We start from the raw sequence: 22,495 nt of genomic DNA on the forward strand, positions 1-22,495 counted from the left end.
TGCACGCCTTCTCTGGTCAAACGGAGGCCGACTCGCACACCACTCCGCGGAACCCATCGGGGGTTGCTCAGTGGCCTCCCTGCTTGAGCTGCGGCAGCACCTTGTCGCCGAACGTGTCGATGAACGCCGTCTGTTCCTGACCGACGTGGTGCAGGTAGATGCCGTCGAAGCCGAGCTCGGCGTACTCGTGCAGCCGGGCGGCGTGCAGTCCCGGGTCGGCGGAGACTATGACCGACTCGGCGACGTGTTCGGGCGTGACGTGCTTGGACGCCTCGTCGAAATGGTCGGTCAGCTCCAAGTCCCAGCACACCGGTGGGGCGAAGACGTTGCTGCGCCACTGCTCGTGCGCGATCCGGGCGGCCTCGTCCTCGTTCTCGGCCCAGCTCAGATGGACCTGCAGATTGACCGGCCCGCGCCCGCCCGCGCCGTGGTAGACCTCGATGATCTGCTGTAGTACGTCGGTCGACTGGTTCACCGTGATGAGGCCGTCGGCCCATTGGGCGCACCGGCGGGCCGTCGAGACGCTCACGGCGGCTCCGATCAGCGGCGGCGGGGTCTCAGGCCGCGTCCACAGCCGCGCCCGGTCCACGGTGACCAGCCCGTCATGGCTGACCTCCTCACCGTCGAGCAGCGCGCGGATGACGTCGACGCATTCGCGGAGCCTGGCGTTCCGCTCGTCCTTGCGCGGCCAGCGCCCGCCGGTGATGTGCTCGTTGCTGGCCTCGCCGGTGCCGAGCGCGGTCCAGAAACGGCCGGGGTACATCGCGCCGAGGGTGCCGATCGCCTGCGCGATGATGGCGGGGTGATAGCGCTGGCCGGGCGCGTTGACGACACCGAACGGCAGCTCGGTCGCCTGTAGCGCCGCACCGAGCCAGGACCAGGCGAAGCCGGACTGTCCTTGGCGTTCGCTCCACGGGGAGAAGTGGTCAGAGCACATGGCCGCCGCGAAACCCGCCTGCTCGGCCTGGATCACGGCGGCCAGGAGATCGCTGGGGTGCACCTGCTCGTGCGAGGCATGGATTCCGTAGACCGTCATGCGGCCGCCTCTACCCGACAAATCGCCCGTGATGTCACACCACGCGGAACAATGCCGTTTGCCAGGCGGAGAAGGGGCGGGCGAGCCCGCCCGCGCTGTTCAGAACTCCAGTTCGCCGAGCTTGATGGCGCTCAGCAGCCGGCCGAGATCGGTGGCCGAAACGGCAAGCATGCCGCCCTCCGGGTTCTTGCCGTCCCGAATCCCGACGGCCCCGACTAGCCTGGCCAGTTCAACACAGTCGGTGTTCTGGCTGCCGCCGCTGTGACTGGACTTACGCCACACGGGTGCACTCATGCCTTCGCCTCCATCTTTTTCACGATCAAGGCCTGGGACGAGTCTACGGGGAGTGCCCAGGCCCCGATGCGATCATGCCGCAAGGTGAAGGCTCGCACCTCTCCGGGATCTGTGACCAGCCTGCCGCCGCCACATGCCTCTGTACAGGCCACATCACCGGTGTCCACAGTGAGGATTTTGAAGGCGCCCTCGAATCCGAAATGCCATCCCACGGTTCTGGGGACGACTCGCAGGGTCACGTGGTGTCGTTCGCCGATCTCCAGGAGCCGGGCGAGCTGATCCCTCATCACGGCCGTACTCCCGACCTCGTGGTCGAGCACTCCCTCATCCAGCAGGACCCACACAGTGGGCGGATCGGGCTTTTCCAATGCGCGTTGTCGCGCCATGCGTGAGGTCAGTTCCCTGTCCAGGTCCTCGTTCCGCAATCCGGCGGCGGTGAAGGAGGCGCGGGCGTAGTCGGGTGTCTGGAGCAGGCCGGGGACGACGGCGAGTTCGTAGATCTTGAGCATGGTCGCCTTGGACTCGTACTCGAGGTGCTGCTTGAACCAGTCGGGGTCGTGGCCCGCCCTGGCGAACCTCAGCAGTCGGAGGAAGTGACCGCCGGTGTCCCAGTGGCGGTCGAGTATCCGGGCCTCCTGCTCGCTGATCCGGCGCCGGCCGGCCTCGCAGTTGGAGACGCTCCCTCTGGTACGCCCCATGATGCTCCCGAGCTGGGCCAGCGAGAGCCCGTGCTTTTCGCGGTAGAACCGCAGGTCGTGTGCGAGCCACGCCCATAGCGAGGAGTCCGGGTCTATCGAGTCGGCGGCGCTCATCGCTGACCCTCCGCGTATCCAATGAATTCGGTGACATTCAAAGAGTAGTGACCCGGTGTCACGATGAGCGAAGAACACCGGAAACCAGATCCGGGAGACGGCCAGAGGGCAGGCTAGATGAGTTCAATTCCGGCAAATGTGGCGGCTCGCAATGGCGCGGAACACACCTTCAAGTATCCGGCCGAGCCGCAGAGCGTTCGGCTCATACGCGAGATGGCCGACACGGTGATCAGGTCATGGGCACTGGAGCGGCTCCTTCCGGACGTCAAGCTCATTCTGTCCGAGCTGGCGACCAACGCGGTCGCGGAGACGCCGGGAAAGGGCATCGCCCTGCTGATGAAGCACGAGGGGTCTTCCGTCTCCGTGGGCATCTGGGATTCCAGCACGCGAATGCCGAACGAAAGGAGGTGCGCTCTGGAGGCCGAATCGGGCCGGGGCATGACGATCGTCGCGAAGACCGCTGACGCCCACGGTTCTCATCGTGCAACAGATCGCAATTGCCGGATCGGGAAAATCGTCTGGGCAAGGATCGTTCTATGAACCGAAAATGGCGCCGAGGGGTGTCCTGGATAGTGAGATAGACGAGCAGGGCTCACTTCGCCAGGTGGAGGCGGGAGCGCCCGGCTCTTCGTCGGGGGGTGCGTCGGCTGGACGGTTCGGTCAGGTTTGGTTGGCCTTGGGGGATTGGATCCGCTGCCAGGCGCGGAGCCCCTCAGGCGTCAGGAACGCGTCGAAGGCGAGTTCGGCCGCGCCGATGAGCGGCGCGTCGATGCCGAGTTCCGAGGGGACGAGTTCGGGCGGCCGGTCGCGCCGGAACATCATCAGACCGGCGAGGTAGGCAGTGCGAACGGTCTCCTCGGCGTGCGCCCAGAGGTCGGCGCCGACGCCGGACAGTGTCACGACGTGGGGATCGTGGGCGTTGACCAGTGCACTCACGCCCTGGCCCAGGGCGTGTGCGGTCGTGGTGAGGACCCCGGCCGAGGCGGCGTCGCCCGCCATCGCGCGGGTGATGACCTGCCGTGCCTCAGCGCGGCCCGCGCCGGGCGTCACCGCACTACCCGTCAGCCTGAGGAGCGCGTTGGCGCCGACATCCAGGCTCCAGCAGCCGGTGGCCCCGCACGCGCAGACTCCGGCCGCGCCGGTCAGCGGCATGTGACCGAACTCGCCACTGGTGCCGTGCGCGCCTTTGACCGGACGCCCGTCCAGGAGCAGAGCGCCGCCCACGTCGAAGTCCACGTGCAGGTGCAGGCCGACCGCCACGCCGCGCAGCGCGCCCCTGCGGGCCTCGGCCAGGCCCGCGAGCGTCGCGTCGTTGTCGAGCAGCACCGGCGGGCGTGAGCCAGCGTGCGGACGGTCGGACGGTGCCGTCCGCGATGCCTCGGCGGACGGTGCCTGCGTGAACGGGGCGCCGGTCGGCGGTGCGGTCAGTGGCGTGCTGATGAGGAGCGCGTCGGCGTCGACGTCCCGCCAGCCGAGGTGCGGTATGTCCAGCAGCCGGTCGTCGCGTACCGGGCCGGGCATCGCGATGCCCACACCGATGACCCGCGGGCCGAGCGCGGCGACGTGTGCGCGCACGGCTTCCGCCAGCTCGCTCAGCACCGCTTCGGGCGGCCCGGCGGGATGCGGCCGGGTCTCGCGCGGGGCGAGCCGGCCGCCCAGCTCGGCCACCGCGATGGTCCAGGAGTCCTCGCGGAAGTCGACGGCGAGCGCGATCGGACCCTCCGGATGCGGCCGGAGGACGTGCGTCGGTCGGCCCCGGGCACGCTGGACGGCCGGTTCCTCTCGTACGAGCCGGTCGCCGATCAGGTCCGCCACCAGCACGGTGGCGGTGCCACGGGCCAGGTCGAGGTCGTGGGTGAGCTGCGCCCGGGTGTGCCGTGCCCCGCCGTCGTGCACGGCGCGCAGCATCCGGAGCAGGTTGTGGACGCGGAGTTGCCCGCTCGTCGTCGCTCCCGTCTCGCCAGGCACCCGCCCATTGTGTCAGCCGCTCCGGGTTGTTATGTTCAAGCCCAGAGCAAAAGATACTCAGAGCAAAGATGGAAGGGGAGACACGTGATCGACTCGGACGTGCGGCGCGCGCGGGTGAGCGTGTTCGGTTACTTCGGCCTGTGCGGCGCGGTCGTCGGGATGTGGGCCGCCGGACTGCCCGCCCTCGACGACCGGCTCGGGCTGGGCGCGGCACGTCTCGGCACGGCGCTGCTGTTCGTCTCGTTCGGCGCGCTGATCTCGATGCCGGTCGCCGGCCGGCTGTGCGACCGGTGGTCGAGCCGGTACGTCAACATGGTGGCCGGCCCGGTCTGCGCCCTGTCGCTGCTCTGTCCCGCGCTCGCGTCCTCGTACGGGACGCTCATCGGCGGTGCCCTCGTCTTCGGCATGGGGCTGGGGCTGCTGGAGATCGCCATGAACGTCCACGCGGTGGAGGTCGAGCGCCGCCACTCCAAGCCGATCCTGTCGGCCTTCCACGGCGTGTGGAGCCTCGGCGGTGCGGCGGGCGGGGGGATCACCGCCCTGGGCGTCCACGCGGGCGTCGACGCGCAGGGCATGCTGGTGGCGGCCGCGCTGGCCGGAGCGGTCCTCTTCCTGCCGCCGGCCCGGTGGCTGCTGGCCGGTGCGCCCGACGCGGGGACGGCCGAGCAGACCGGTACGGCGAAGACCGGGCGGGCCGTGCACTGGAGCCTCGTGCTGTTCCTCGGCACCGTCGTCTTCGCCGGACACCTCGGCGAGGGGGCGGCGCTCGACTGGGCGGCCCTGCACGCGAGAGACGTGCTGGACGCGGGCCCGTCGGTGGCCCCGCTGGCGTTCACCGTCTATTCGGTCGCGATGACCACGGTGCGGCTGCTCGGCGACGGGCTGCGCGGCCGGCTAGGTGCGGCCCGCACCATCCGGCTGTCCGGGCTGGTCTCCGCCGCCGGCTACGTGCTGGTCCTGCTGGCGCCGGCGGTGGGTGGGGCCGGGCTGGGCGTCGCCTGGGCCGGCTGGGCGCTGGCCGGTGTCGGGCTGGCCACGATCGTGCCCGTCGTGTTCAGCGCCGTCGGGACCGCGGGCGGCAGCGCGGGGCGCGCGCTGTCGACGGTGACGATGTTCGGCTACGCCGGGCTGCTCGGGGGGCCTCCCGTGATCGGGCACCTCGCCGACGCCACGTCACTGTCCCTGGCCCTCGTGATCCCGGGTGTTCTCTGCGGCTATATCGCCGCGGCGGGCCCGGCCGGGATCCGGGCGCTCGGCCCGTCCCGCCCCGAACCCGCCGTGCGCACGTCCGTCGACGCGTGACGCGTCGACTCACGTTCAGCTGCTGACGGCCTCGAGCAACTTGCGGCGCTGCTGCTCGCCGAGGCCGCCGACCCGGCGGCTGTCGTCGATGCCGGCCTGCTCCATGAGCGCGGCGGCCTTCGCCGGGCCGTAACCGGGCAGCGCCTTGAGAACCTGGACGACCTTGGTCTTCTTGGCGATGTCGTCGGTGCGGGCGAGGATGTCTCCGACGCTGAGCGTGCCGGACTTCACCCCCGCGAGAAGCTCGCTGCGCTCCTTGCGGGCCTGCTGCGCCTTCTCCAGCGCCTGGGCACGCTGCTCGGGGGTGAGCGTGGGCAGAGCCATGAACGTCTCCTTCTTCGTTGTCACCTCTCCGTCGCGTCATGCGACGGTCATCCGGGCCATCATGGCGGAGTCTCACGACATCCGTGGTGGGAGGGTCGTCGCTGGGTTGGATCCAATGCCACGGCGTCCGCGGCGCGGATGGCCTCGATGAGCGCGTCAGAGGTCGCCACCAGGTAGGCCGCGCGGGGGATCGCCGGCCTGTCCAGCACGCTCGCCCGATAGCGCCGCGATCTCGCGCGCGATGCCGTCGAGCCGGGCGCACACCGCCGCCACGGCCGGTTCGAGACGCGACACTGATCCTGATCCTGATGCTGATGCGAACGCTCATCGGCGCCGGGGGCCGGGCGGCCGCTCCCCGAGGATGACGCGGCGCACGGCGCGCTCGGCGGCGTTTCCGTCGTCATAGGCGCAGAACTTGCGGCGGAACTCGGCGCGGGCCTTGGCGGCGATGTCGCCCCAGACGGCGCCGGACCGGAAGGCCTCGATCAGGCCGGTCTCGGTGGTGGCGACGGCGCCGGGCGGCTCGGCCATGAGGTCGATGTTGACCCCGCGGGTGCGGACGTAGGTGTCCCAGTCGTTCGCGTAGATCACGATGGGCCGGCCGTCCAGGTTGGCGTAGTCGAACATGATCGACGAGTAGTCGGTCAGCAGTACATCCGAGGCCAGGCACAGATCCTCGACGGCCGGGTGGGCCGACACGTCGATGACGCGGCCGGCCGGCCAGCCCTGCCGGGTGGCGAGGTCGCCGGTCCGGTAGAAGTAGTGGGCGCGCAGCAGGATCACGTAGCCGTCGCCGAGCTCGCGCGCCAGCCGCCCGAGGTGCACCATCGGCTCGAACGCGAGCATGTAGTCGCGGTGCGTCGGCGCGTACAGGATCGCCTTGGCGCCCTCGGGGATGCCGAGCCCGGCGCGCAGCCGGGCGACCTCCGCGTCCGTGGCGCGAAAGAACCGGTCGTTGCGCGGGTAGCCGATCTCGAGGATCTCGTGGCGGCCTGGATAGGAGCGGTCCCACACCTCGGTCGACCGGGGATTGGCGGAGATCAGGTAGTCCCAGCGGTCGACCCGGTCGAGCAGCGCCTGGAATTCCTCGCCACGGTGCGCGGTCAGCGGGTAGTGGATCTGCTCGATGCCCATGACCTTGAGCGGCGTGCCGTGCTGGGTCTGCAGATGCACCTGACCGCGGCGCTTCACGATGTCGTCGAGGAAGTTGACGTTGTTGATGAAGTACTTGGCGCGGGCCATGACCCGCAGATGGCCGAGCGTGCCCGCGATCACATACTCGACGCCAGGGGGCAGGCGCTCGGCCTGCGTGCGGTTGCGCACGACCCAGACGCCGCGGACCCATGGTGCCAGCTCCCTGCACTTCTCGTAGATGGCGGCCGGGTTGCAGGCGTATCCGCGATACCAGTACGCCGCGTAGACGGCGAGATTCTCGTCCATCGGCAGCCGGAGCTGGACCCGGTAGTAGAGCCGCTTGCCCCGGCCGCGCAGGAACCGGGCGCTCGCCCGGATCGCCTTGCGGGCACGGCGGCGCAGGCCGCCGCGCACCAGGAGCCGGCCGATGTTGAGCACCTTCAGCAGGCTGAACAGTGTGAAGGCGTCGCGTTCGACCAGGCGGTACTTCAGTCCCTGCAACCCGCCGGGCTGGACCTGGCCGGTCCTCGGCCGGTAGGCGTTGTAGAGCCCGGACATCTCGTGGAAGAACGTCGGCCGCAGATCGCGCGGCACCCGGTCCTTGCTGGCGAAGACGATGAGCAGATGCCACATCATTCGGTCGAACATCGCCTTGCGGAAGGGTTCGCCCCTGTCGCCCAGCCGGTCGAGGAATCCGAAGATCAAGCGGTACTGCTTGAAGATGTCCAGGTGCTTGGCGCTGATGGTCCTGGTGATCGACGTGCCTTGCCCGCGCTGCCGGTAGCAGACGCTCACCCGGTCGAGCATGCTGATGCGCTCGGCGGCGAAGAGCACGGGATAGGCGACCGGGGTGTCCTCGTAATAACCCTTGGGGAACCGGAGGCCGTATCGGAGCATGAACTCGCGGCGGATCACCTTGTTCCAGGCGAGCGGCAGGATCTCCAGTAACTCCATCCTTTCCTCGAGCCGGAACACCTCTGGCGCCTGCGGATCGGCGAACAGGTGCCTCTGCATGCTGCGGTGGATCCGGCCGTCCCAGTAGACGCGCGCGTAGTCGAGCAGCAGGACGTCGGGCCGCGTCTCCTCGAGCCGCCGGAAGACCAGCGGCATGGTGTCGTCGGTGAGGTGGTCGTCACTGTCGATGAACCACACGTAGTCGCCGGTGGCCATCGAGAGCCCGATGTTGCGCGCCTCGCCGAGGCCGACGTTCGCCTCCAGGTGCCGCACCCGGAGCCGGGGATCACGCTCGGCGAACATATCGAGAAGCGCACCGCTGCCATCTGGTGACGCATCGTTGATCGCTATCACCTGTAAATTGGGGCATTCAGGATCTAGTACAGACTCCAGGCATTTCCTGAGATAGCCATAAACTTTGTGCACGGGGATGACGACAGTCAGCGAGATGTCGCTATCTATGCTCATCAAAGTTGGCCATTCGTTCGATAAGATTGCATGGTAATGCCCCCGTCATTGAATGGATCGGGAGCGTATCTCCGGCAACGTTAACCGGTCGCGTTGGCGAACGGATCGCATTTCCCCCGCCGGTGCGCGCCCCTCGTCGCGCCGGCCCCGGGCGGACAGGTCCGGACCGGCCAGAGGGCCGCACCGGACCGCACACCGGACCGCGCAGAGGAGCGGCGGCCCTGTGATCGCAGGGGGGCGTCGATCCGTACGCCCCGCGGCGCGGCGACGCGGGCCGGATGAGGGCGCTTCGACAGAGGATCAGGTCGTCCGATGGTAAACGTGCAGAAAACGGGTGATGGCCGGAAGATGCCCCCTGCTCTGCTATATCGTGATGAAGGATCTACCACCGTCGGCCGTGCGTGGAGCGGGTGGCTCGCCCGCGACCAGGCCGGGGCCCGCTCCCTGAATCCGCTGGCCGCCGACCCTGCCGATCACCTCAAAGGAAGACGAGACAGCACGGATGTCGCAAAGTTCAAAGGTCATGCGGGTACTCGTGACGGGAGGCGCCGGATTCATCGGCTCCCACCTGACTGACGCCTTCCTCGCACGAGGTGCCGATGTCACCGTGGTGGACGATCTCTCCAGCGGCCGGGTCGCCCGGCTCGACCCGGCGGCCGACCTGCACAAGGTGAGCATTGCCGACGCCGGCCGGCTGGCCGAGATCGTGGAGCGGACCAGGCCCCAGGTGATCTGCCATCTCGCGGCCCAGATCGACGTCCGGGTCTCCGTGGAGACCCCGGCCGAGGACGCCAGGATCAACGTCCTCGGAACCATCAACGTCCTGGAGGCCGCCCGTGCGGTCGGCGCCCGCGTGCTGTTCGCCAGCACCGGCGGCGCCCTGTACGGCGAGAACGCGCCCATCCCCTCGGACGAGACCGTGCCGCCCGCCCCCGAGGCCCCGTACGGCACGGCCAAACTGTGCGCGGAGCAGTACATCGGCCTGTTCAACCGGCTGCACGGCACCCGGCACGGCGTGCTGCGGCTGGGCAATGTCTATGGACCGCGCCAGGACCCCTCGGGCGAGGCCGGAGTGATCGCCATCTTCTGCGGCCGGATCCTGCAGGACCAGGGCCTCACGGTGTTCGGTGACGGCACCCAGACGCGCGACTACGTGTACGTCGGCGATGTCGTGGACGGCTTCCTCGCGGCGGCGGACGCCGACCGGGCCGGAGTGTGGAACATCGGCACCGGAGCGGAGACCACGGTGCTGGACCTGATCGACCTGCTCGGCCGGGCGGCCGATCGCCCGCTCGAGCCGGAGTTCGCCCCGCCCCGGCCCGGCGAGCTGCAGCGCAGCGCGCTCGACAGCGCCCTCGCGGAGCGTGAGCTCGGCTGGAGACCGGCCACCACGATCGACGCGGGCATCGCGGCGGTCTACCGGTGGGCGGCGTCGGGCGCACCTGAGCGGGCGGGCCTGTGAGCGAGGTCCTTCTCAGCGTCATCGTCCCCGCTTACAAGGTCGCCGGATACCTCCGGGAGTGCCTCGACTCGGTCCTCGCCCATCCGGGCGACGACATCGAGCTCATCACGATCGACGACCGCTCGCCGGACGGCTGCGGCGCGATCATGGACGAGTACGCGGCGCGCGACCCCCGGGTCCGGGTACGGCACATGGAAGAGAACGTCGGCCTGGGCGAGGCCCGCAACATCGGGCTCGAACTCGCACGCGGCGAGTACGTCTGGTTCGTCGACGGCGACGACTGGCTGCCCGACGGCTCGATCCAGGCGATCACCCGGCGCCTCCGCGAGACCCGCCCGGACATGCTGGGCTTCGACCACTCGCGTGCCTACTGGGACGGCCGGGTGACGCGCAGCGCCCACCGCAAGGTGTTCAAGAACCTGCCGGAATCGGGCGTCTTCACGATGCGCGAGCGGCCGAGCGTCATGGACTTCCTGATGATCGTCTGCAACAAGGCGATCCGGCGGGAGTTCCTGCTCGAGCTCGGGCTGCGGTTCGGCGGTGGCTACTACGAGGACATCAACGTCACCTACCCGGTGCTGATGGCCGCCGAGCGCATCACGCTGCTCGACCGGGTGTGCTACTTCTACCGCCAGCGGCGGCGCGGCTCGATCACGAAGACCGTCGGCAAGCGGCACTTCGAGGTCTTCCCGCAGTACGATCGGATCTTCGCCTTCATGGACGAGCGCGGCGCCGAGGTCGACGAGTTCCGCAAGGCGATGTTCAACCGGATGTTCTGGCACCTGTTCATCATCTTCGGCCATGGCGAACGCGTGCACCGGTCCGACCGGCACGAGTTCTTCCGGCAGATGGCGCAGTGCTACCGCAAGTACAAGCCCAAGGGCTACCGGCCCCCGGGCGGCGTGACGGGCGTGCGCCTGCGGCTGGTCGAGCGGGGTTCGTACCGCCTGTTCGTGGCGTTCCGGCGGGTCAACCTGGTCCGCGTCACCGTCGGCAAGCTGCTCGCCGGCGTGCGCGGCACGGGCCGACGCGTGATCAAGGACGCCAAGGCCAGATACCGCAGGCTCTACTACCGGGTCCAGCTCCGCCTTCCCATGGACCCGAAGCTCGCGGTCTACAGCGCCTACTGGAACCGCGGCTATGCCTGCAATCCGCGCGCGATCTACGAGAAGGCCCGTGAGCTCGCCCCCGACGTTCGGGGCGTGTGGGTGGTCAACAAGAACGGCGTGAAGTCGCTGCCGGCCGGCGTCGACCACGTCATCGCCGGCTCTTTGCCCTACTACCGGCTGATGGCCAGGGCGAAGTACTTCGTCAACAACGCCAACTTCCCCAATTTCCTCGTCAAGCGCCCGGGGGCCGTGCATCTTCAGACCATGCACGGTACGCCGCTCAAGGCGATGGGCCTCGACCAGCTCAAGTATCCGGTCGCCTCCAAGGGGACCGACTTCGACGACTTCCTGCGGCGCTCGGACCGCTGGGACTACCTGATCTCCTCGAACCCGCTGTCCAGCGAGGCGTGGGAGCGCGCGGTCCCCTGCGACTACGAGCTGCTGGAGATCGGCTACCCGCGCAACGACCGGCTGGTCACCGCCGACGCCGCCGAGGTCGCGCGGCTGCGTACGGAACTCGGCATCCCCGAGGGCGCCACCGCGATCCTCTACGCCCCGACGCACCGGGACTACCAGCACGGATTCGAGCCGATGCTGGACATCGGCAAGGTGATGACCGAGCTCGGCCAGGATCATGTGCTGCTGCTGCGCGCGCACTACTTCTACAACGTCAAGGACGCCGCCGAGCGGTACGGATGGCCGGCCGACCGGATCATCGACGTCTCCGCCCACCCCACGGTCGAGGACCTCTGCCTTGCCTCGGACGCCCTGATCACCGACTATTCGTCGATCATGTTCGACTACGCGAACCTGGACGACCGGCCCATCGTGATCTACGCGAACGACTGGGACACCTACCGCCGGACCCGCGGCGTCTACTTCGACCTGCCCGCCGCCCCGCCAGGCGCGGTCGCGACCACCGAGAACGAGCTGATCGAGGCGTTCCGGGCCAGGACGGCCTGGGACGGCGAGGCCGTCAAGCAGCGGGCCGAGTTCCGCCGGCGGTACTGCCCCTGGGACGACGGCCGAGCCGCCGAGCGCGCCGTCCGGCACGTGTTCCTGGAGCGATGACCCCCGTTCTCGCGTCATCGCGGCATTCAATGATCAACAGGAGTTTGGTTTGCCAGAAGGGAAAGCTTTGACCCCGGTGCCGGATGTCAGCGTGGTCGTGATCGTCTACAACGACGCCGCCCGGCTGCCGGCCGCGGTGCGCTCGGTGCTGGATCAGACCCTGCGCAACCTCGAGGTCATCATCGTCGACGACGCGAGCACGGACGCCTCGCCGCGGGTGGCGGACGAGCTCGGCGCCGCCCACCCCGACCGGGTGCGGGTCATCCATCTCCCGGAGAACTCGGGCGGGTGCAGCCGCCCGCGCAACGTCGGCATCGACAACGCGCGCGGCACGTACATCATGTTCCTCGACAGTGACGACACCTTCGACCGCAACGCCTGCATGACCCTGCTCAGCACGGCGGAGGAGACCGGCGCCGAGCTGGTGGCCGGTCTGACCGTCCGCGAGATGGTCGACACCGGCAAGGAGGTCCGCTGGTTCCCCGGGCTCTACCAGCGCAGCGCGACCTACGACTCCATCAGGGACCACCCCGACCAGCTGTACGACATGCTGTCGACCAACAAGCTCTACCGACTCGACCTGCTCAACCGGCACAAGCTGCGGTTCCCCGAGGGCCTGCTCTACGAGGACATCCTGTTCATCGCGCACGCCTATCTCGTCGCGAACCGGATCGCGATCGTGCCGCACCGGATCTACAACTGGCGGATCGAGCGCAAGAAGGGCACGCTGTCGATCTCCAACCGGCGGGGGGACCTGCGCAACATCTCCGACCGGCTGGAGATCCACCGGCGGATCGACGCGGTCTACCGCGAGCACGGCGCCGACGACCTCAAGCTCCGCAAGGACACCCGGTTCCTCGACCACGACCTGCTGATGCACATCCGGGATCTGCCGGGTCAGAACGAGGAGTACCGGCAGAAGTTCCAGGGCATCGTGCGGGACTACCTCGCCGAGCTGGACCCGCAGGCCTACGACGACAGCCACAAGTTCAAGGCGATCGCCGGTTACCTCATGCGGGAGGGCGACATCGCCGGAGCGATGGCGGCGGCCGACTACACGCCCCCGAAGGGGCAGCGGCCGAAGATCTCCACCCCGCTGGTGGAACGCGACGGCCGCGTCTACTGGTGCGACCGTCATCTCGACACCGAAGAGGGACGCCGGATCCTCGACGTCACCGAGCTCGGGCTCCACCAGCAGCCCCTGTCCAAACTGGAGCTCGACAACACACTGACCCGGCTCGAGGCGGACGGCACCCGGCTGCGGTTGGCCGGCTCCCTGATCAACCCGATCGGCCGGATCCGCCCCGACGCCAAGCTCAAGTGCGACCTGGAGTTCTTCGACCGGCGGCGGCCCCGGCGCGCCGTACGGGTGAAGGCGCGGGCGACGCATCAGGGTGACCGGATCGGCTGGGACGCCGAGTTCGAGCCGGGCCGGTCGATGCGCCCGCTCGGTTTCATCGACCGGGTCTGGGACGTACGGGTCCACCTCACCGTCGGAGACGAGAAGATCACGTCCCGGCTCAGCACGTATGACGTCGCCCACGGCGGCGTCGCCGTCCCGTTGCGGCCCCGGCTCACCAGGCTCGCCTCCGACCACCTCGAGTCCTACGTGACCGAGCGCTCGGAGCTGGCGTTCCAGCTCGTCGAGCGCGGACGGCCGGCGCGGGCCGCGCGGGCCATCACACAGTGGATCACCGGTACCAAGGTCGGACGCAAGGTGTGGAGCGGCATCGCCGCCGGTGAGCGCTTCGCGCTCAAGGCGGCCGGCCATCCCCGGACCAAGGTGTTCGTCTACGGGACGTTGCTCCGGCGGCTGCCGATCCGCAAGCGGACCATCGTCTTCGAAAGCGACCTCGGCCGCGAGTACGGCGGCAACCCGAAGTACATCCACGAGGAGCTGCGCCGTTCCGGTGCGCCGTACAAGCCGGTCTGGTCCTACAGCGGCAGCACCCGCGGGTTCCCCAAGGGGACGAAGCTGGTCAAGCGGGGCTCGTGGGCCTACCACCGGGCGCTGGCCCAGGCCGAGTTCTGGGTCGACGACGAGGGCGGCTTCCCCGTCGAGCTGGCCAAACGGCCGCGTACGACCTATGTGCAGGCCTGGCACGGCTCCGCCGTCAAGCACATGGGCCTGGACCGGCCGGACGTCAAGGCGGCCTCGCGCGGCGAGCAGCGGCGCGTGCTGGCCGAGATGGATCGGTTCGACCACATCCTCGTACGGTCCGAGCACGACGTCAGAGCCCTCACCAGCGCCTTCAAGCTGCGTGCCGAGCCGCTCCGCGGCGGCTACCCGCGCAACGACGCTCTCGTGACCGGCGGCGACCCGGCGGAACTGGCCTCGCTGCGGGGCAAGCTGAAGCTGGACGACGACCGCCAGGTGGTGCTCTACGCGCCGACCTACCGCGAGGGCCCGAACGCCAAGCCGGTCGCGCGCTTCGAGATGCCGTTCGATCTGGAGCGGTTCGCCGCCGAGCTCGGCGACACCCATGTCCTGCTGGTGCGCCCACACCCCCAGACCGGCATCGTCGTGCCGCCCGAGCTGCGGCACGCGGTGCGCAACGTCGCATCCCCCTACGACATCACCTCTCTCATGCTGCTCTCCGACGCTCTGATCACGGACTACTCCCCAGTGATGTTCGACTACTCCCTGCTGGGCCGGCCGGTGGTCTTCTACACCCCCGACCTCGACGACCACGTACGGAAGGGCCGCGGGTTCTATCTGGACCTCGCCGAGCAGGCGCCGGGCCCGGTCACCCGGGATGAGGAGGCGCTGTTCGACGCCCTCCGTGACCTCGACGGGACGAAGGAGCGGTACGCGACCCGCCTCGGCGACTTCGCGAAGCGGTTCGGCGAGTACGACAGCGGCACCGCCGCCAAGTCGGTCGTCGAGCGGCTGTTCACCCCGGGGAGGACGCGGTGAGCGAGCAGCGTGACATCTTCCTGGTCTGCGACGCCATCGGCGGCCCGGACGACGGACGGCGAGACCTGCACCGCCTTGGCGAGCTGCTGGCCTCCAGCGGTCACCGGGTCCGGCTGATCGCCGTCAGGGCCGGCGGTGACCGGCCCGAACCGGCCTTCGAGACGACCGTGCTCACCGCCCGGCTGCGCTTCCGGGGCGGCGGGCGGGTCATATCCCGGCTCGGCGAGATCTTCCGGTCGGCCCGGCCGGGCGGCGTGGTGATCGTGACCCATCCGGCCGCCATGGAGTGGGTCGGGCGGGCCGACACCGCCGGGCTGAAGGTCGTAGGCGTTCACCGGGTGCCCCACGCCGTCGCCGAGACGAAGCCCGGCTACGCGCAGGTCCTGCGTGATTTCGCGCGCGCCGACCGGTTTCTCGCGCTCACCAGGGAGGACGCCGACGGCTGGGCCCGGGCGGGCCTTTCCAATGCCGACGTCATCCCCGACTGGTTCGACACCGGGGCGCCTGAGCAGGCCGAGCCGGCCCCGGCCACCGGGCAGGTCGTTCTGGGGCCGAGCGTGCTGACCCATGACAAGGGCGTGGACATGCTCCTGGAGTCCTGGGCCGTCGTCGCGCGGCGGCAGCCGTCGTGGCGGCTCCGGTTCCACGGCACCGGCCCGGAGGAACCCCGGCTGCGCCGCATGGCGGCGGAGCTCGGGGTGGACGACAGCGTCGAGTTCCACCCTGCGGCGCAGGACCCCGAGACGACGCTCTCCGAGGCGTCGATCGTCGCCCTGCCGTCCCGCGAGGAGGTCTTTCCCGAAGCTCTGCTGGCGGCGATGGGCCATGGGCTGCCGGTGGTCGCCTTCGACTGCTCGCCGGCGGTACGGGAGGTCCTCACGGGCGAGGTGGACGGTCTGCTCGTCGACCCCGGCCACACCGAGCAATTCGCGCTGGCGCTGGAGCTGCTCATGACCGACGAAGGGCTGCGCGACAAGCTCGGTCGCGGAGCGCGGGAGTCGGTACGGCGATTCTCCTCCGAGAACATCTCCGCCCGCTGGAACCGGCTGTTCACACTGCTCTTCCGCTGACGGATGGCCGTCCGCGTTCCGCCCTCCCGAATTTCCATCTCTCGTTAAAGTTGACGGGCGTTAGTCCGAAAGGGTCTGCATGTCGTCACCTCGGGTCAGCATCGTCGTTCCGATTCGCGCGAACGAGCCTCATCTGCGGGAGTGCCTTGACTCTCTCGAGGCGCAGACGCTCACCGATATCGAAGTCGTCCTCGTCGACCGTGGTGCGGCCGACACCCTCCCGGACGTCCCAGGCGACCGCTTCCGCGTGACGTCGGCGGAAGGGGCCTCCGTCGGCGCCGCCCGTGACGCGGGCACCGCGGCCGCCACCGGCGAGTTCCTCATGTTCGTGGACGCGGGCACGGTGCTCGCCGAGGACGCCTGCGAGCGACTGGTCGGCACTCTCGACGCGACCGGCTCCGACTTCGCGGCCGGCAACGTGCACGTGCTGACCGACGCGCGCCCGAGGCAGTCCCCGCGGCACGGCACGGCTCTCGGCCGGACGCGCAAGCGCACGCACATCAGCCGCGACCAGGATCTGTTCGCCGACTCCTCGGTGGCCGGAAAGGTCTTCCGCCGGGCCTTCTGGGACCGGCACGGCCTCGGCTTCGGCGATGGTGGCGGTCACGGCGATCTCGCGATCACACTGCCCGCTCACTTCCATGCGTCCTCGGTCGACGTGCTGCACGACCCGGTCTGCTTCGAGCGGCCCGAGACGGCGAAGCCGCCGTTCGACGACGCCGCCGCCACGGAGGCCTTCGCCGCCGCGACCAAGGCCCGAGCCTTTCTGACCGCGCGGGGGAGGGGCGGCCGCAAGCACCTGCACCACTACGACGAGGTCGCCCTGGGCGATCTGCTCAAGTCCTTCCTCGACGCGATGCCCGACGCCGACGAGCCGCTGCGGCGCCGCATCGTAGAGCTCGCGGCCGGATTCGTCGGCGAGACCGGTCTGTCGGCGCTCGACCCGCTGCCCGCCCTGACCCGGCTCAAGTGGTACCTCGCGCACCGGGGCTTCGCCACCGAACTGGTCAAGCTCGTGCGCTTCGAGCGCGGCAAGACCAATGTCGAGATCGTCCGGCGGCGCGGCCGGCGTTATGCGCGCTACCCGTACTTCAGCCACGAGAAGATGGCGATCCCGCGCAGCGTCTACCGGGCCGGGCCGGAGCTCAACCTCCGTACCAAGGTTCACAGCCTGAGCTGGCGGGACGGAAAGCTCCAGATCGCCGGAGAGGCGCACATCCACTCGTTCAGCGAAAGGCGCCGGTGGCTGTCGCTGAAGCTGTTCGTGCTGCGGCGGGGCGGTTCCCGCCGCACCGTGGTGGTGCCCGCCCTGAGCCGGCGCAGGCCCGGCGCGGCCAAGGGCAACGACCCCTACGAGTGGGCCGGATTCGCGATCACGATCGACCCGAAGCGACTGCGGACGAAGGGCGCGTGGCGCGACGGCAACTGGGACATCGTGGGTGGAGTCGTGAACACCGGCGTGTTCCGCAAGGCCCGGTTGCGCGGAGGAAGCACGGGAAGCGCCGCCCACCCGCCGTACCACTATGTCGACGATGACGTTCGGGTGATTCCCGAGCTCGCCGGCGGCCGTCTGCGGCTGCGGATCGAGACGGTCCGCGCCAAGGCCGTCGGCTGCCGCTTCGACGGCGCCGAGCTGGTCATCGAGGGTCGGCTCAGCGGCAAGTCGGCCAAGCCGTCCGCGCTGCGGCTGTCCGCGGGCCGCGACGTCGAGCCGGTCGACCTTCCGCTGACGGTCACCGGCAGCGGCGACGGCGCAACCGCCTTCGAGGCGCGGGTGGGGTCGGCCGAGCTGCCCGCCGACGGCCCGGTCAACGGCTGGAACGTCGCCGTCGTGGCCGGGAAGGAGACGCCGCGGCTCGTCATGGCCGAGGGGCTGGACGACGCCCGGTCGCTCGACGGCGACAGCGAGCTGGTCGCCGGCCGCACGTGGGACGGTTACCTGCGGCTCTCGGCGCAGCCGGTCCGGCCGGTCACGAGCACGGTCGAGTGGCGGCCCGACGGCACCCTGGTGCTGTCCGGGGAGCACTCCGCGCTCGACTCCCGCCCGGCCGACGTCGTGCTGCGACTGCGCGGCAGGAGCCAGGAGCACCACTTCCCGGTCACGGTCGACGGCACCCGGTTCCAGGCGGAGATCAACGTGGCGGCCGTGACATCGATGGCCGGCACGCTGCCCCTGCGAGCCGGCACGTGGGACGTGCTGTTCCGGCGGGACGTGGACGGCGCCGCCCGGGCGGTCGAGCTGGGCCGCGCCGCAGCCGAGCGGTTCCCCGCGCAGGTGGAGGTCGCCGGTCGTCGTTACACCCTCGACCATCACCGCTACGACCAGCTCCTGATCACCGTGGGCTCCAACGTCCAGCCGGACGAGGCGCACGGCCAGCGCAAGCTCTGGGCCGCGGCCCGCGACCGTGCCGCCCGCGAAGGGCTCAAGGACGCGGTCATGTACATCAGCTACAACGGCAAGCAGTTCTCCGACAGCCCGCGGGCGATCCACACGGAGCTGATGAGCCGGGGCTCCACCCTGGAGCAGCTGTGGGAGGTCAACGACGCCCAGACCGAGGTTCCGGGCACCGTGCGGGCGATCCGCCGGCGCGGTGCGGAGTGGTACGACGCGCTGGCCAGCAGCCGCTACATCGTGAGCAACGTGCGGATGCCGGAGTTCTTCAAGCGGCGCCCCGACCAGATCCTCATCCAGGCCTGGCACGGCACCCCGCTGAAGAAGGTGGGCCGCGACGTGAAGGAGGTCCACTTCTCCTATGCACCGGGCATGGCGACGGTGAAGAAGAAGGAGACCAAGAGCGAGCCGAAACTGGCGGAGTGGAGCCACCTGATCTCGCCGAACCGGTTCAGCACCGAGATCCTCGGCCGGGCGTTCAAGGGCTCCTACGAGGAGATCCTCGAGGTCGGGTTCCCGCGCAACGACATCCTCTACAGCCCCGACGCCGACAAGATCGTGGCAGAGGTGCGGGCGCGGATCGGCATTCCCGACGGCAAGCGGGTGATCCTTTACGGTCCGACCTGGCGGGACGACCAGTACTACGGCCGCGGCCGGTACAAGTTCGATCTCCAGCTCGACCTCGACGAGGCCAAGAGGCGGCTGGGCGACGACCACGTGCTGCTGATCCGCCCGCACTCGAACGTCGTCGACGCGGTGCCGGGGGCCGGGGACGGATTCGTCTACGACGTCGCCGCCTACCCCGACGTCAACGATCTGTTCCTGATCGCGGACGTGCTCATCACCGACTACTCGTCGCTGATGTTCGACTATGCCAACACCGGACGCCCGATGCTGTTCTTCACCTACGACCTCGAGCACTACCGGGACACGCTGCGCGGCTTTTACATCGACTTCGAGAAGGAGTCCCCCGGCCCGCTGCTGCGGACCTCCGAGGAGGTCATCGACGCGCTGGTGAACATCGACCAGGTCGCGAAGGACTACCAGGAGGCCTACGACCGGTTCGCCGAGCGGTTCTGCGACCTCGACGACGGCCGCGCCGCCGCCCGGGTGATCGAGCAGGTCTTCGAGAAGAACTGACCGAACCTCGACGGAAAGAGCCCGGGGCGGGCCCTCGAACGGCCCCCGCCGGGCTCTTCCACGTGGGGTCGGCGACCCGCACGAACGGCGATGAGGAAGCCGCCGGTCGACTATCCGGGGGCTCGGCGCCCGTAGGAGGCGGCGAGTAACCCTTCGGCGAGCCACGCTGTCGGCGCGGCGCGATCGAATCCGACCGTGACCGGCTCGATCGCCCAGCGCTCGCGCGGATCGATCGGCACAGCGATGCGCTCGCAGCCCGGCACCGCGTCGCACCCGGCAAGCACCGCGTCCCTGAAGACGGCGAGATCCTTGCGTCGGCTGCGCATGCAATGACCTCTGGGCTACTCGCGGGCGTGTGGCGCTGGGCGCGCGAACAACTGCATGATCACGGGACGGCCTCCCCCTGGCGTGATCATGCAGTTGTGCGCGCTGTTCGGGTCGCCGCAGGCGGTCAGGGTCTCCGGTGGCTGGGCTCGCCCGGGTGAGGAGCCTGCCCGATGGTCGGTTCCGAGGCCTGCGACGGGATGATCCGGTCGGTGGGCGGCTCGGCGGCCGGAGCCGGTTCGGTCGCCGCGGGAGCCGCAGGAGCCGCAGGAGCCGCGGGAGCCGCAGGAGCCGTGGGGACTGTGGGGACTGCGGGGACTGCGGGGACTGCGGGAGCCGCGTTGGTGGGTTTGGCGGCGTGCCTGGCCGCGGGCTTTGACAGCAGCCAGCCGACCCTGGGCTCCACCAGCCAGTGCGTCGCGCGCCGCACCGGTGCGGAGGCGAGCACGACCGACAGGCCCACCGCCGCGAGGGTCGTCAGGACGAGACCGGCCCTGGACTGCACAGCGGGCTCGTCGAGCAGCTTGGTGTAGTCGAACACCTTGAGCACCAGAGCGTGCAGCAGGAAGACGTACATCGTCCGCGTGCCGAGCTCGGTGAACCACGTCCGGCGCTTCGGGACCAGGGCGAGGAAGGCCGCACCCAGCGCGATGGCGAGCGCGAAGGCCATGAGCCTCGCCGCCACCCCCACCGGCAGGGACATCTTCATGTCCCTGTAGGTGTCGCACCAGTAGGACAGGGCGGTCACGCGGCGGTCGACGTACGAGCTCGTCCAGAGGTAGAACGCCAGGAAAACGCCGAGCAGCACCGGCGCGCCCATCCACCACCGGGCCCGGCGGCGCAGCCGGTCGAACAGCTCGGTGTCCACGGTGAGGCCGAAGACGAAGAACGGCAGCAGGATGATGGTGTGGCCGACGTTCTTGTCCGAGCTGAGATCCCAGCCGCCCACGACGAGGGCGACGACCACCGAGGTGGTGACGGGGAAGCGCAGGTGCCGCCACAGCGGGGCCGACAGCCGCCAGCAGACCAGGGCCGCGAGGAACCAGGTGACGAAATGCGGCTCCAGCCACTGGTCGGCGGGGAACGGCTTGTCCGCAACGAAGTAGAGGTTGGCCCGGGACAGCAGGGTGAAGATGACGTACGGCGCTATCACCGTCGGGAGCAGGCCGCGCAGCTTGTCGGTCGACCGGATGTAGCCGCGGGAGAAGTACCCCGTGATGAAAGTGAACAGGGGCATGTGGAACGCGTAGATCACCATGTAGGCCGAGTGCTCGGCCTGGCTTCCGCGAAGCTGCGCCCAGAGATGACCGACCACCACGAGTGTGATCGTCATGAACTTGGCGTTGTCGAAGAAGGCGTCCCGTTGCTTGACCGGCGCTGGGGGAGCCGCGGTCGCCGGAGCGGTGTCCGGGACCTGAGGCCCGTTGAGGGTATGCGTCATGGTTCCGTGGGGGGTGCGAGGGGCTCAGCCGATGTCCAGGGTCCTTCGAGCCCGAAGAGCGACCCTACCGACTCGGGGCGGCCGATAGTGGTCGGATTCCGTCAGATCGCCGCACTGGGCCGGCCCGGCGGTCGCCCGTCAGCGCTTTGACCGAGGGCGGCGCAGCGGGGTGAAGGCCCAGGTCATCCGTGGTTCGAGGGCCCAGTGCATGACCTTCACGACCGGTTTGGTGCACAGCAGCGTGCCGACCACCGCACCGCCCGCCGCGAGCGTGAGGACGCCGGGGACGGTGTGCATCCAGTCCAGGTCGTACCAGCCGACGAACTTCATCAGCCGGGTGCCGAACCCGTGCAGCAGGTAGGCGTAGAGGGTGGTGGTGCCGAGCGTGGTGAACCACGTGCGGCGCCTGGGCACCACGGCCAGGAAGGCGGCGACCAGGATCGTCGCGACGACGAGCATGCCGAACCGCATGAGGGTGCCGGTCACGAGGTCGACGCCCAGTTTCGCGTGGCTGCTGCGCCAGTAGACCCACTCGGTGGCCATGTGCCGGTCGACGACGAACGACGCGGCGAACCCGCCGGCCAGGACGAGAGCGCCGAGCACCCGGGACACCGGCCGCTTGAGCAGTTCGAAGTGCTCCGGCCGCAGCAGGAGCCCCAGCACGTAGAACGGCACCAGCCCGAAGACCCGGTGCATGTCGAGCTGGTCGGACAGGGTGCCCATGTAGGACATCAGCGAGATGGCCACCGCGACCCCGAGCGGCCAGCGGATCTGCTGCCAGACGGGGGTCGACAACCGCCACATGAAGAGCGCCATGAGGAACCACGTCAGGAAGTACGGGTCCAGCAGCGTGATGTGCAGGTTGTTGTGGCCGACCTTCCAGTCGTAGGTCGAGTAGGCGATCTCGAACACGACGTAGGGCACGCCCAGGTTGGTGATGAGCTTGCGCGCCTTGCCCCCGGAGAAGCTGAAGTTCCGGGAGAAGTAGCCGGTGATGACGATGAACACCGGCATGTGGAACATGTAGATGAACAGGTACGCGGCGTGCGCCAGGTGCACGTCGTACAGGCCCTCGATCGCATGACCCGACACCACGAGCAGGATCGCCAGGAACTTGGCGTTGTCGAAGAACGGGTCACGCGTCCTGCCGCCGGGCGCGGTCGCGGGGGCCTGCGCGGCCGGAGAGTCCGCGGGCGCGCGTCCTTCCGGACCCGCACGCCCTTCCGGACCCGCGCCGGCCGGCGGTTCGTGGACGGTGGTCTGCGTCATCTGCGGCC

At 69.4% G+C, this 22,495-nt stretch carries 17 protein-coding genes; 7 read left to right on the forward strand and 10 right to left on the reverse strand.

Going from position 1 to position 22,495, the window contains the following annotated elements:
- Positions 1-67: 67 nt before the first annotated feature.
- The 3 genes from HKK72_RS12700 to HKK72_RS12710 form a co-directional block, all read right to left on the reverse strand.
- Positions 68-1,036 carry a TIGR03885 family FMN-dependent LLM class oxidoreductase gene (locus HKK72_RS12700; RefSeq protein ID WP_187234525.1) on the reverse strand — a complete coding sequence of 323 codons (969 nt, stop codon included), beginning with the start codon at positions 1,034-1,036 and terminating at the stop codon, positions 68-70.
- 99 nt (positions 1,037-1,135) lie between these two features.
- Entirely contained in the window at positions 1,136-1,330 is a 195-nt protein-coding gene (locus tag HKK72_RS12705) for a DUF397 domain-containing protein (RefSeq protein WP_187234526.1), read from the reverse strand.
- Positions 1,327-2,142, reverse strand: coding sequence for a helix-turn-helix domain-containing protein (locus HKK72_RS12710; protein WP_187234527.1), 816 nt, complete (start codon positions 2,140-2,142; stop codon positions 1,327-1,329). The genes HKK72_RS12705 and HKK72_RS12710 overlap by 4 nt, the downstream gene beginning before the upstream one ends.
- A 117-nt stretch (positions 2,143-2,259) precedes the next feature.
- On the opposite strand from HKK72_RS12710, the gene HKK72_RS12715 reads away from it, so the two are divergent.
- Positions 2,260-2,682, forward strand: a complete 423-nt coding sequence (locus HKK72_RS12715) for an ATP-binding protein (protein ID WP_187234528.1) — start codon at positions 2,260-2,262, stop codon at positions 2,680-2,682.
- A gap of 120 nt (positions 2,683-2,802) precedes the next feature.
- Here HKK72_RS12715 and HKK72_RS12720 read toward each other — a convergent pair whose 3' ends face one another.
- Positions 2,803-4,110 (reverse strand): ROK family protein, encoded by a 1,308-nt coding sequence (locus HKK72_RS12720; RefSeq protein ID WP_222720636.1) that lies wholly within the window; start codon positions 4,108-4,110, stop codon positions 2,803-2,805.
- An 84-nt stretch (positions 4,111-4,194) separates the two neighbouring features.
- Here HKK72_RS12720 and HKK72_RS12725 point away from each other — a divergent pair, with 84 nt between their 5' ends.
- The gene (locus HKK72_RS12725) at positions 4,195-5,412 is read left to right on the forward strand and encodes an MFS transporter (RefSeq protein ID WP_315987212.1); all 1,218 of its coding nucleotides are present in this window, start codon (positions 4,195-4,197) and stop codon (positions 5,410-5,412) included.
- Positions 5,413-5,427: 15 nt separating this feature from the next.
- Here HKK72_RS12725 and mihF read toward each other — a convergent pair whose 3' ends face one another.
- The 3 genes from mihF to HKK72_RS12740 form a co-directional block, all read right to left on the reverse strand.
- A complete protein-coding gene (gene mihF, locus HKK72_RS12730) occupies positions 5,428-5,736 on the reverse strand; it encodes an integration host factor, actinobacterial type (RefSeq protein ID WP_187234529.1) in 309 nt (102 codons plus the stop codon).
- A 156-nt stretch (positions 5,737-5,892) separates the two neighbouring features.
- Positions 5,893-6,030 carry a hypothetical protein gene (locus tag HKK72_RS12735; protein WP_187234530.1) on the reverse strand — a complete coding sequence of 46 codons (138 nt, stop codon included), beginning with the start codon at positions 6,028-6,030 and terminating at the stop codon, positions 5,893-5,895.
- A gap of 30 nt (positions 6,031-6,060) precedes the next feature.
- Entirely contained in the window at positions 6,061-8,292 is a 2,232-nt protein-coding gene (locus tag HKK72_RS12740; protein WP_187234531.1) for a bifunctional glycosyltransferase family 2 protein/CDP-glycerol:glycerophosphate glycerophosphotransferase, read from the reverse strand.
- Between the two features lie 523 nt (positions 8,293-8,815).
- Between HKK72_RS12740 and HKK72_RS12745 the strand changes: the two genes are divergently transcribed.
- The 5 genes from HKK72_RS12745 (at position 8,816) to HKK72_RS12765 (ending at position 19,453) form a co-directional block, all read left to right on the forward strand.
- Positions 8,816-9,754, forward strand: coding sequence for an NAD-dependent epimerase/dehydratase family protein (locus HKK72_RS12745; RefSeq protein ID WP_187234532.1), 939 nt, complete (start codon positions 8,816-8,818; stop codon positions 9,752-9,754).
- Positions 9,751-11,934, forward strand: a complete 2,184-nt coding sequence (locus tag HKK72_RS42120) for a CDP-glycerol glycerophosphotransferase family protein (RefSeq protein ID WP_187234533.1) — start codon at positions 9,751-9,753, stop codon at positions 11,932-11,934. Before HKK72_RS12745 ends, HKK72_RS42120 begins: the two co-directional genes overlap by 4 nt.
- Before the next feature lie 49 nt (positions 11,935-11,983).
- A complete protein-coding gene (locus HKK72_RS12755) occupies positions 11,984-14,851 on the forward strand; it encodes a CDP-glycerol glycerophosphotransferase family protein (protein WP_222720637.1) in 2,868 nt (955 codons plus the stop codon).
- The gene (locus HKK72_RS12760; protein ID WP_187234534.1) at positions 14,848-15,921 is read left to right on the forward strand and encodes a glycosyltransferase; all 1,074 of its coding nucleotides are present in this window, start codon (positions 14,848-14,850) and stop codon (positions 15,919-15,921) included. The genes HKK72_RS12755 and HKK72_RS12760 overlap by 4 nt, the downstream gene beginning before the upstream one ends.
- Before the next feature lie 79 nt (positions 15,922-16,000).
- Positions 16,001-19,453, forward strand: coding sequence for a bifunctional glycosyltransferase family 2 protein/CDP-glycerol:glycerophosphate glycerophosphotransferase (locus HKK72_RS12765; RefSeq protein ID WP_187234535.1), 3,453 nt, complete (start codon positions 16,001-16,003; stop codon positions 19,451-19,453).
- A 110-nt stretch (positions 19,454-19,563) separates the two neighbouring features.
- On the opposite strand, the gene HKK72_RS12770 is transcribed toward HKK72_RS12765, so the two are convergent.
- From HKK72_RS12770 to HKK72_RS12780, 3 genes are all read right to left on the reverse strand, one after another.
- Positions 19,564-19,779 carry a class I SAM-dependent methyltransferase gene (locus HKK72_RS12770; RefSeq protein ID WP_187234536.1) on the reverse strand — a complete coding sequence of 72 codons (216 nt, stop codon included), beginning with the start codon at positions 19,777-19,779 and terminating at the stop codon, positions 19,564-19,566.
- A 125-nt stretch (positions 19,780-19,904) separates the two neighbouring features.
- Positions 19,905-21,218 (reverse strand): acyltransferase family protein, encoded by a 1,314-nt coding sequence (locus HKK72_RS12775; RefSeq protein ID WP_187234537.1) that lies wholly within the window; start codon positions 21,216-21,218, stop codon positions 19,905-19,907.
- 138 nt (positions 21,219-21,356) lie between these two features.
- Positions 21,357-22,487 carry an acyltransferase family protein gene (locus HKK72_RS12780; protein WP_187234538.1) on the reverse strand — a complete coding sequence of 377 codons (1,131 nt, stop codon included), beginning with the start codon at positions 22,485-22,487 and terminating at the stop codon, positions 21,357-21,359.
- Positions 22,488-22,495 lie beyond the last annotated feature (8 nt).

The organism is Actinomadura sp. HBU206391 (genome assembly GCF_014323665.1).
Lineage (GTDB): Bacteria > Actinomycetota > Actinomycetes > Streptosporangiales > Streptosporangiaceae > Actinomadura_C.

What these genes read in the sequence shown, in the direction of transcription:
- HKK72_RS12705 (WP_187234526.1), bottom strand. Translation starts at nt 1,330, where the DNA reads ATGAGTGCACCCGTGTGGCGTAAGTCCAGTCACAGCGGCGGCAGCCAG.
- HKK72_RS12770 (WP_187234536.1), bottom strand. Translation starts at nt 19,779, where the DNA reads ATGCGCAGCCGACGCAAGGATCTCGCCGTCTTCAGGGACGCGGTGCTT.
- HKK72_RS12765 (WP_187234535.1), top strand. Translation starts at nt 16,001, where the DNA reads ATGTCGTCACCTCGGGTCAGCATCGTCGTTCCGATTCGCGCGAACGAG.
- mihF (WP_187234529.1), bottom strand. Translation starts at nt 5,736, where the DNA reads ATGGCTCTGCCCACGCTCACCCCCGAGCAGCGTGCCCAGGCGCTGGAG.
- HKK72_RS12715 (WP_187234528.1), top strand. Translation starts at nt 2,260, where the DNA reads ATGAGTTCAATTCCGGCAAATGTGGCGGCTCGCAATGGCGCGGAACAC.
- HKK72_RS12710 (WP_187234527.1), bottom strand. Translation starts at nt 2,142, where the DNA reads ATGAGCGCCGCCGACTCGATAGACCCGGACTCCTCGCTATGGGCGTGG.
- HKK72_RS12780 (WP_187234538.1), bottom strand. Translation starts at nt 22,487, where the DNA reads ATGACGCAGACCACCGTCCACGAACCGCCGGCCGGCGCGGGTCCGGAA.
- HKK72_RS12775 (WP_187234537.1), bottom strand. Translation starts at nt 21,218, where the DNA reads ATGACGCATACCCTCAACGGGCCTCAGGTCCCGGACACCGCTCCGGCG.
- HKK72_RS12700 (WP_187234525.1), bottom strand. Translation starts at nt 1,036, where the DNA reads ATGACGGTCTACGGAATCCATGCCTCGCACGAGCAGGTGCACCCCAGC.
- HKK72_RS12745 (WP_187234532.1), top strand. Translation starts at nt 8,816, where the DNA reads ATGCGGGTACTCGTGACGGGAGGCGCCGGATTCATCGGCTCCCACCTG.
- HKK72_RS12740 (WP_187234531.1), bottom strand. Translation starts at nt 8,292, where the DNA reads ATGAGCATAGATAGCGACATCTCGCTGACTGTCGTCATCCCCGTGCAC.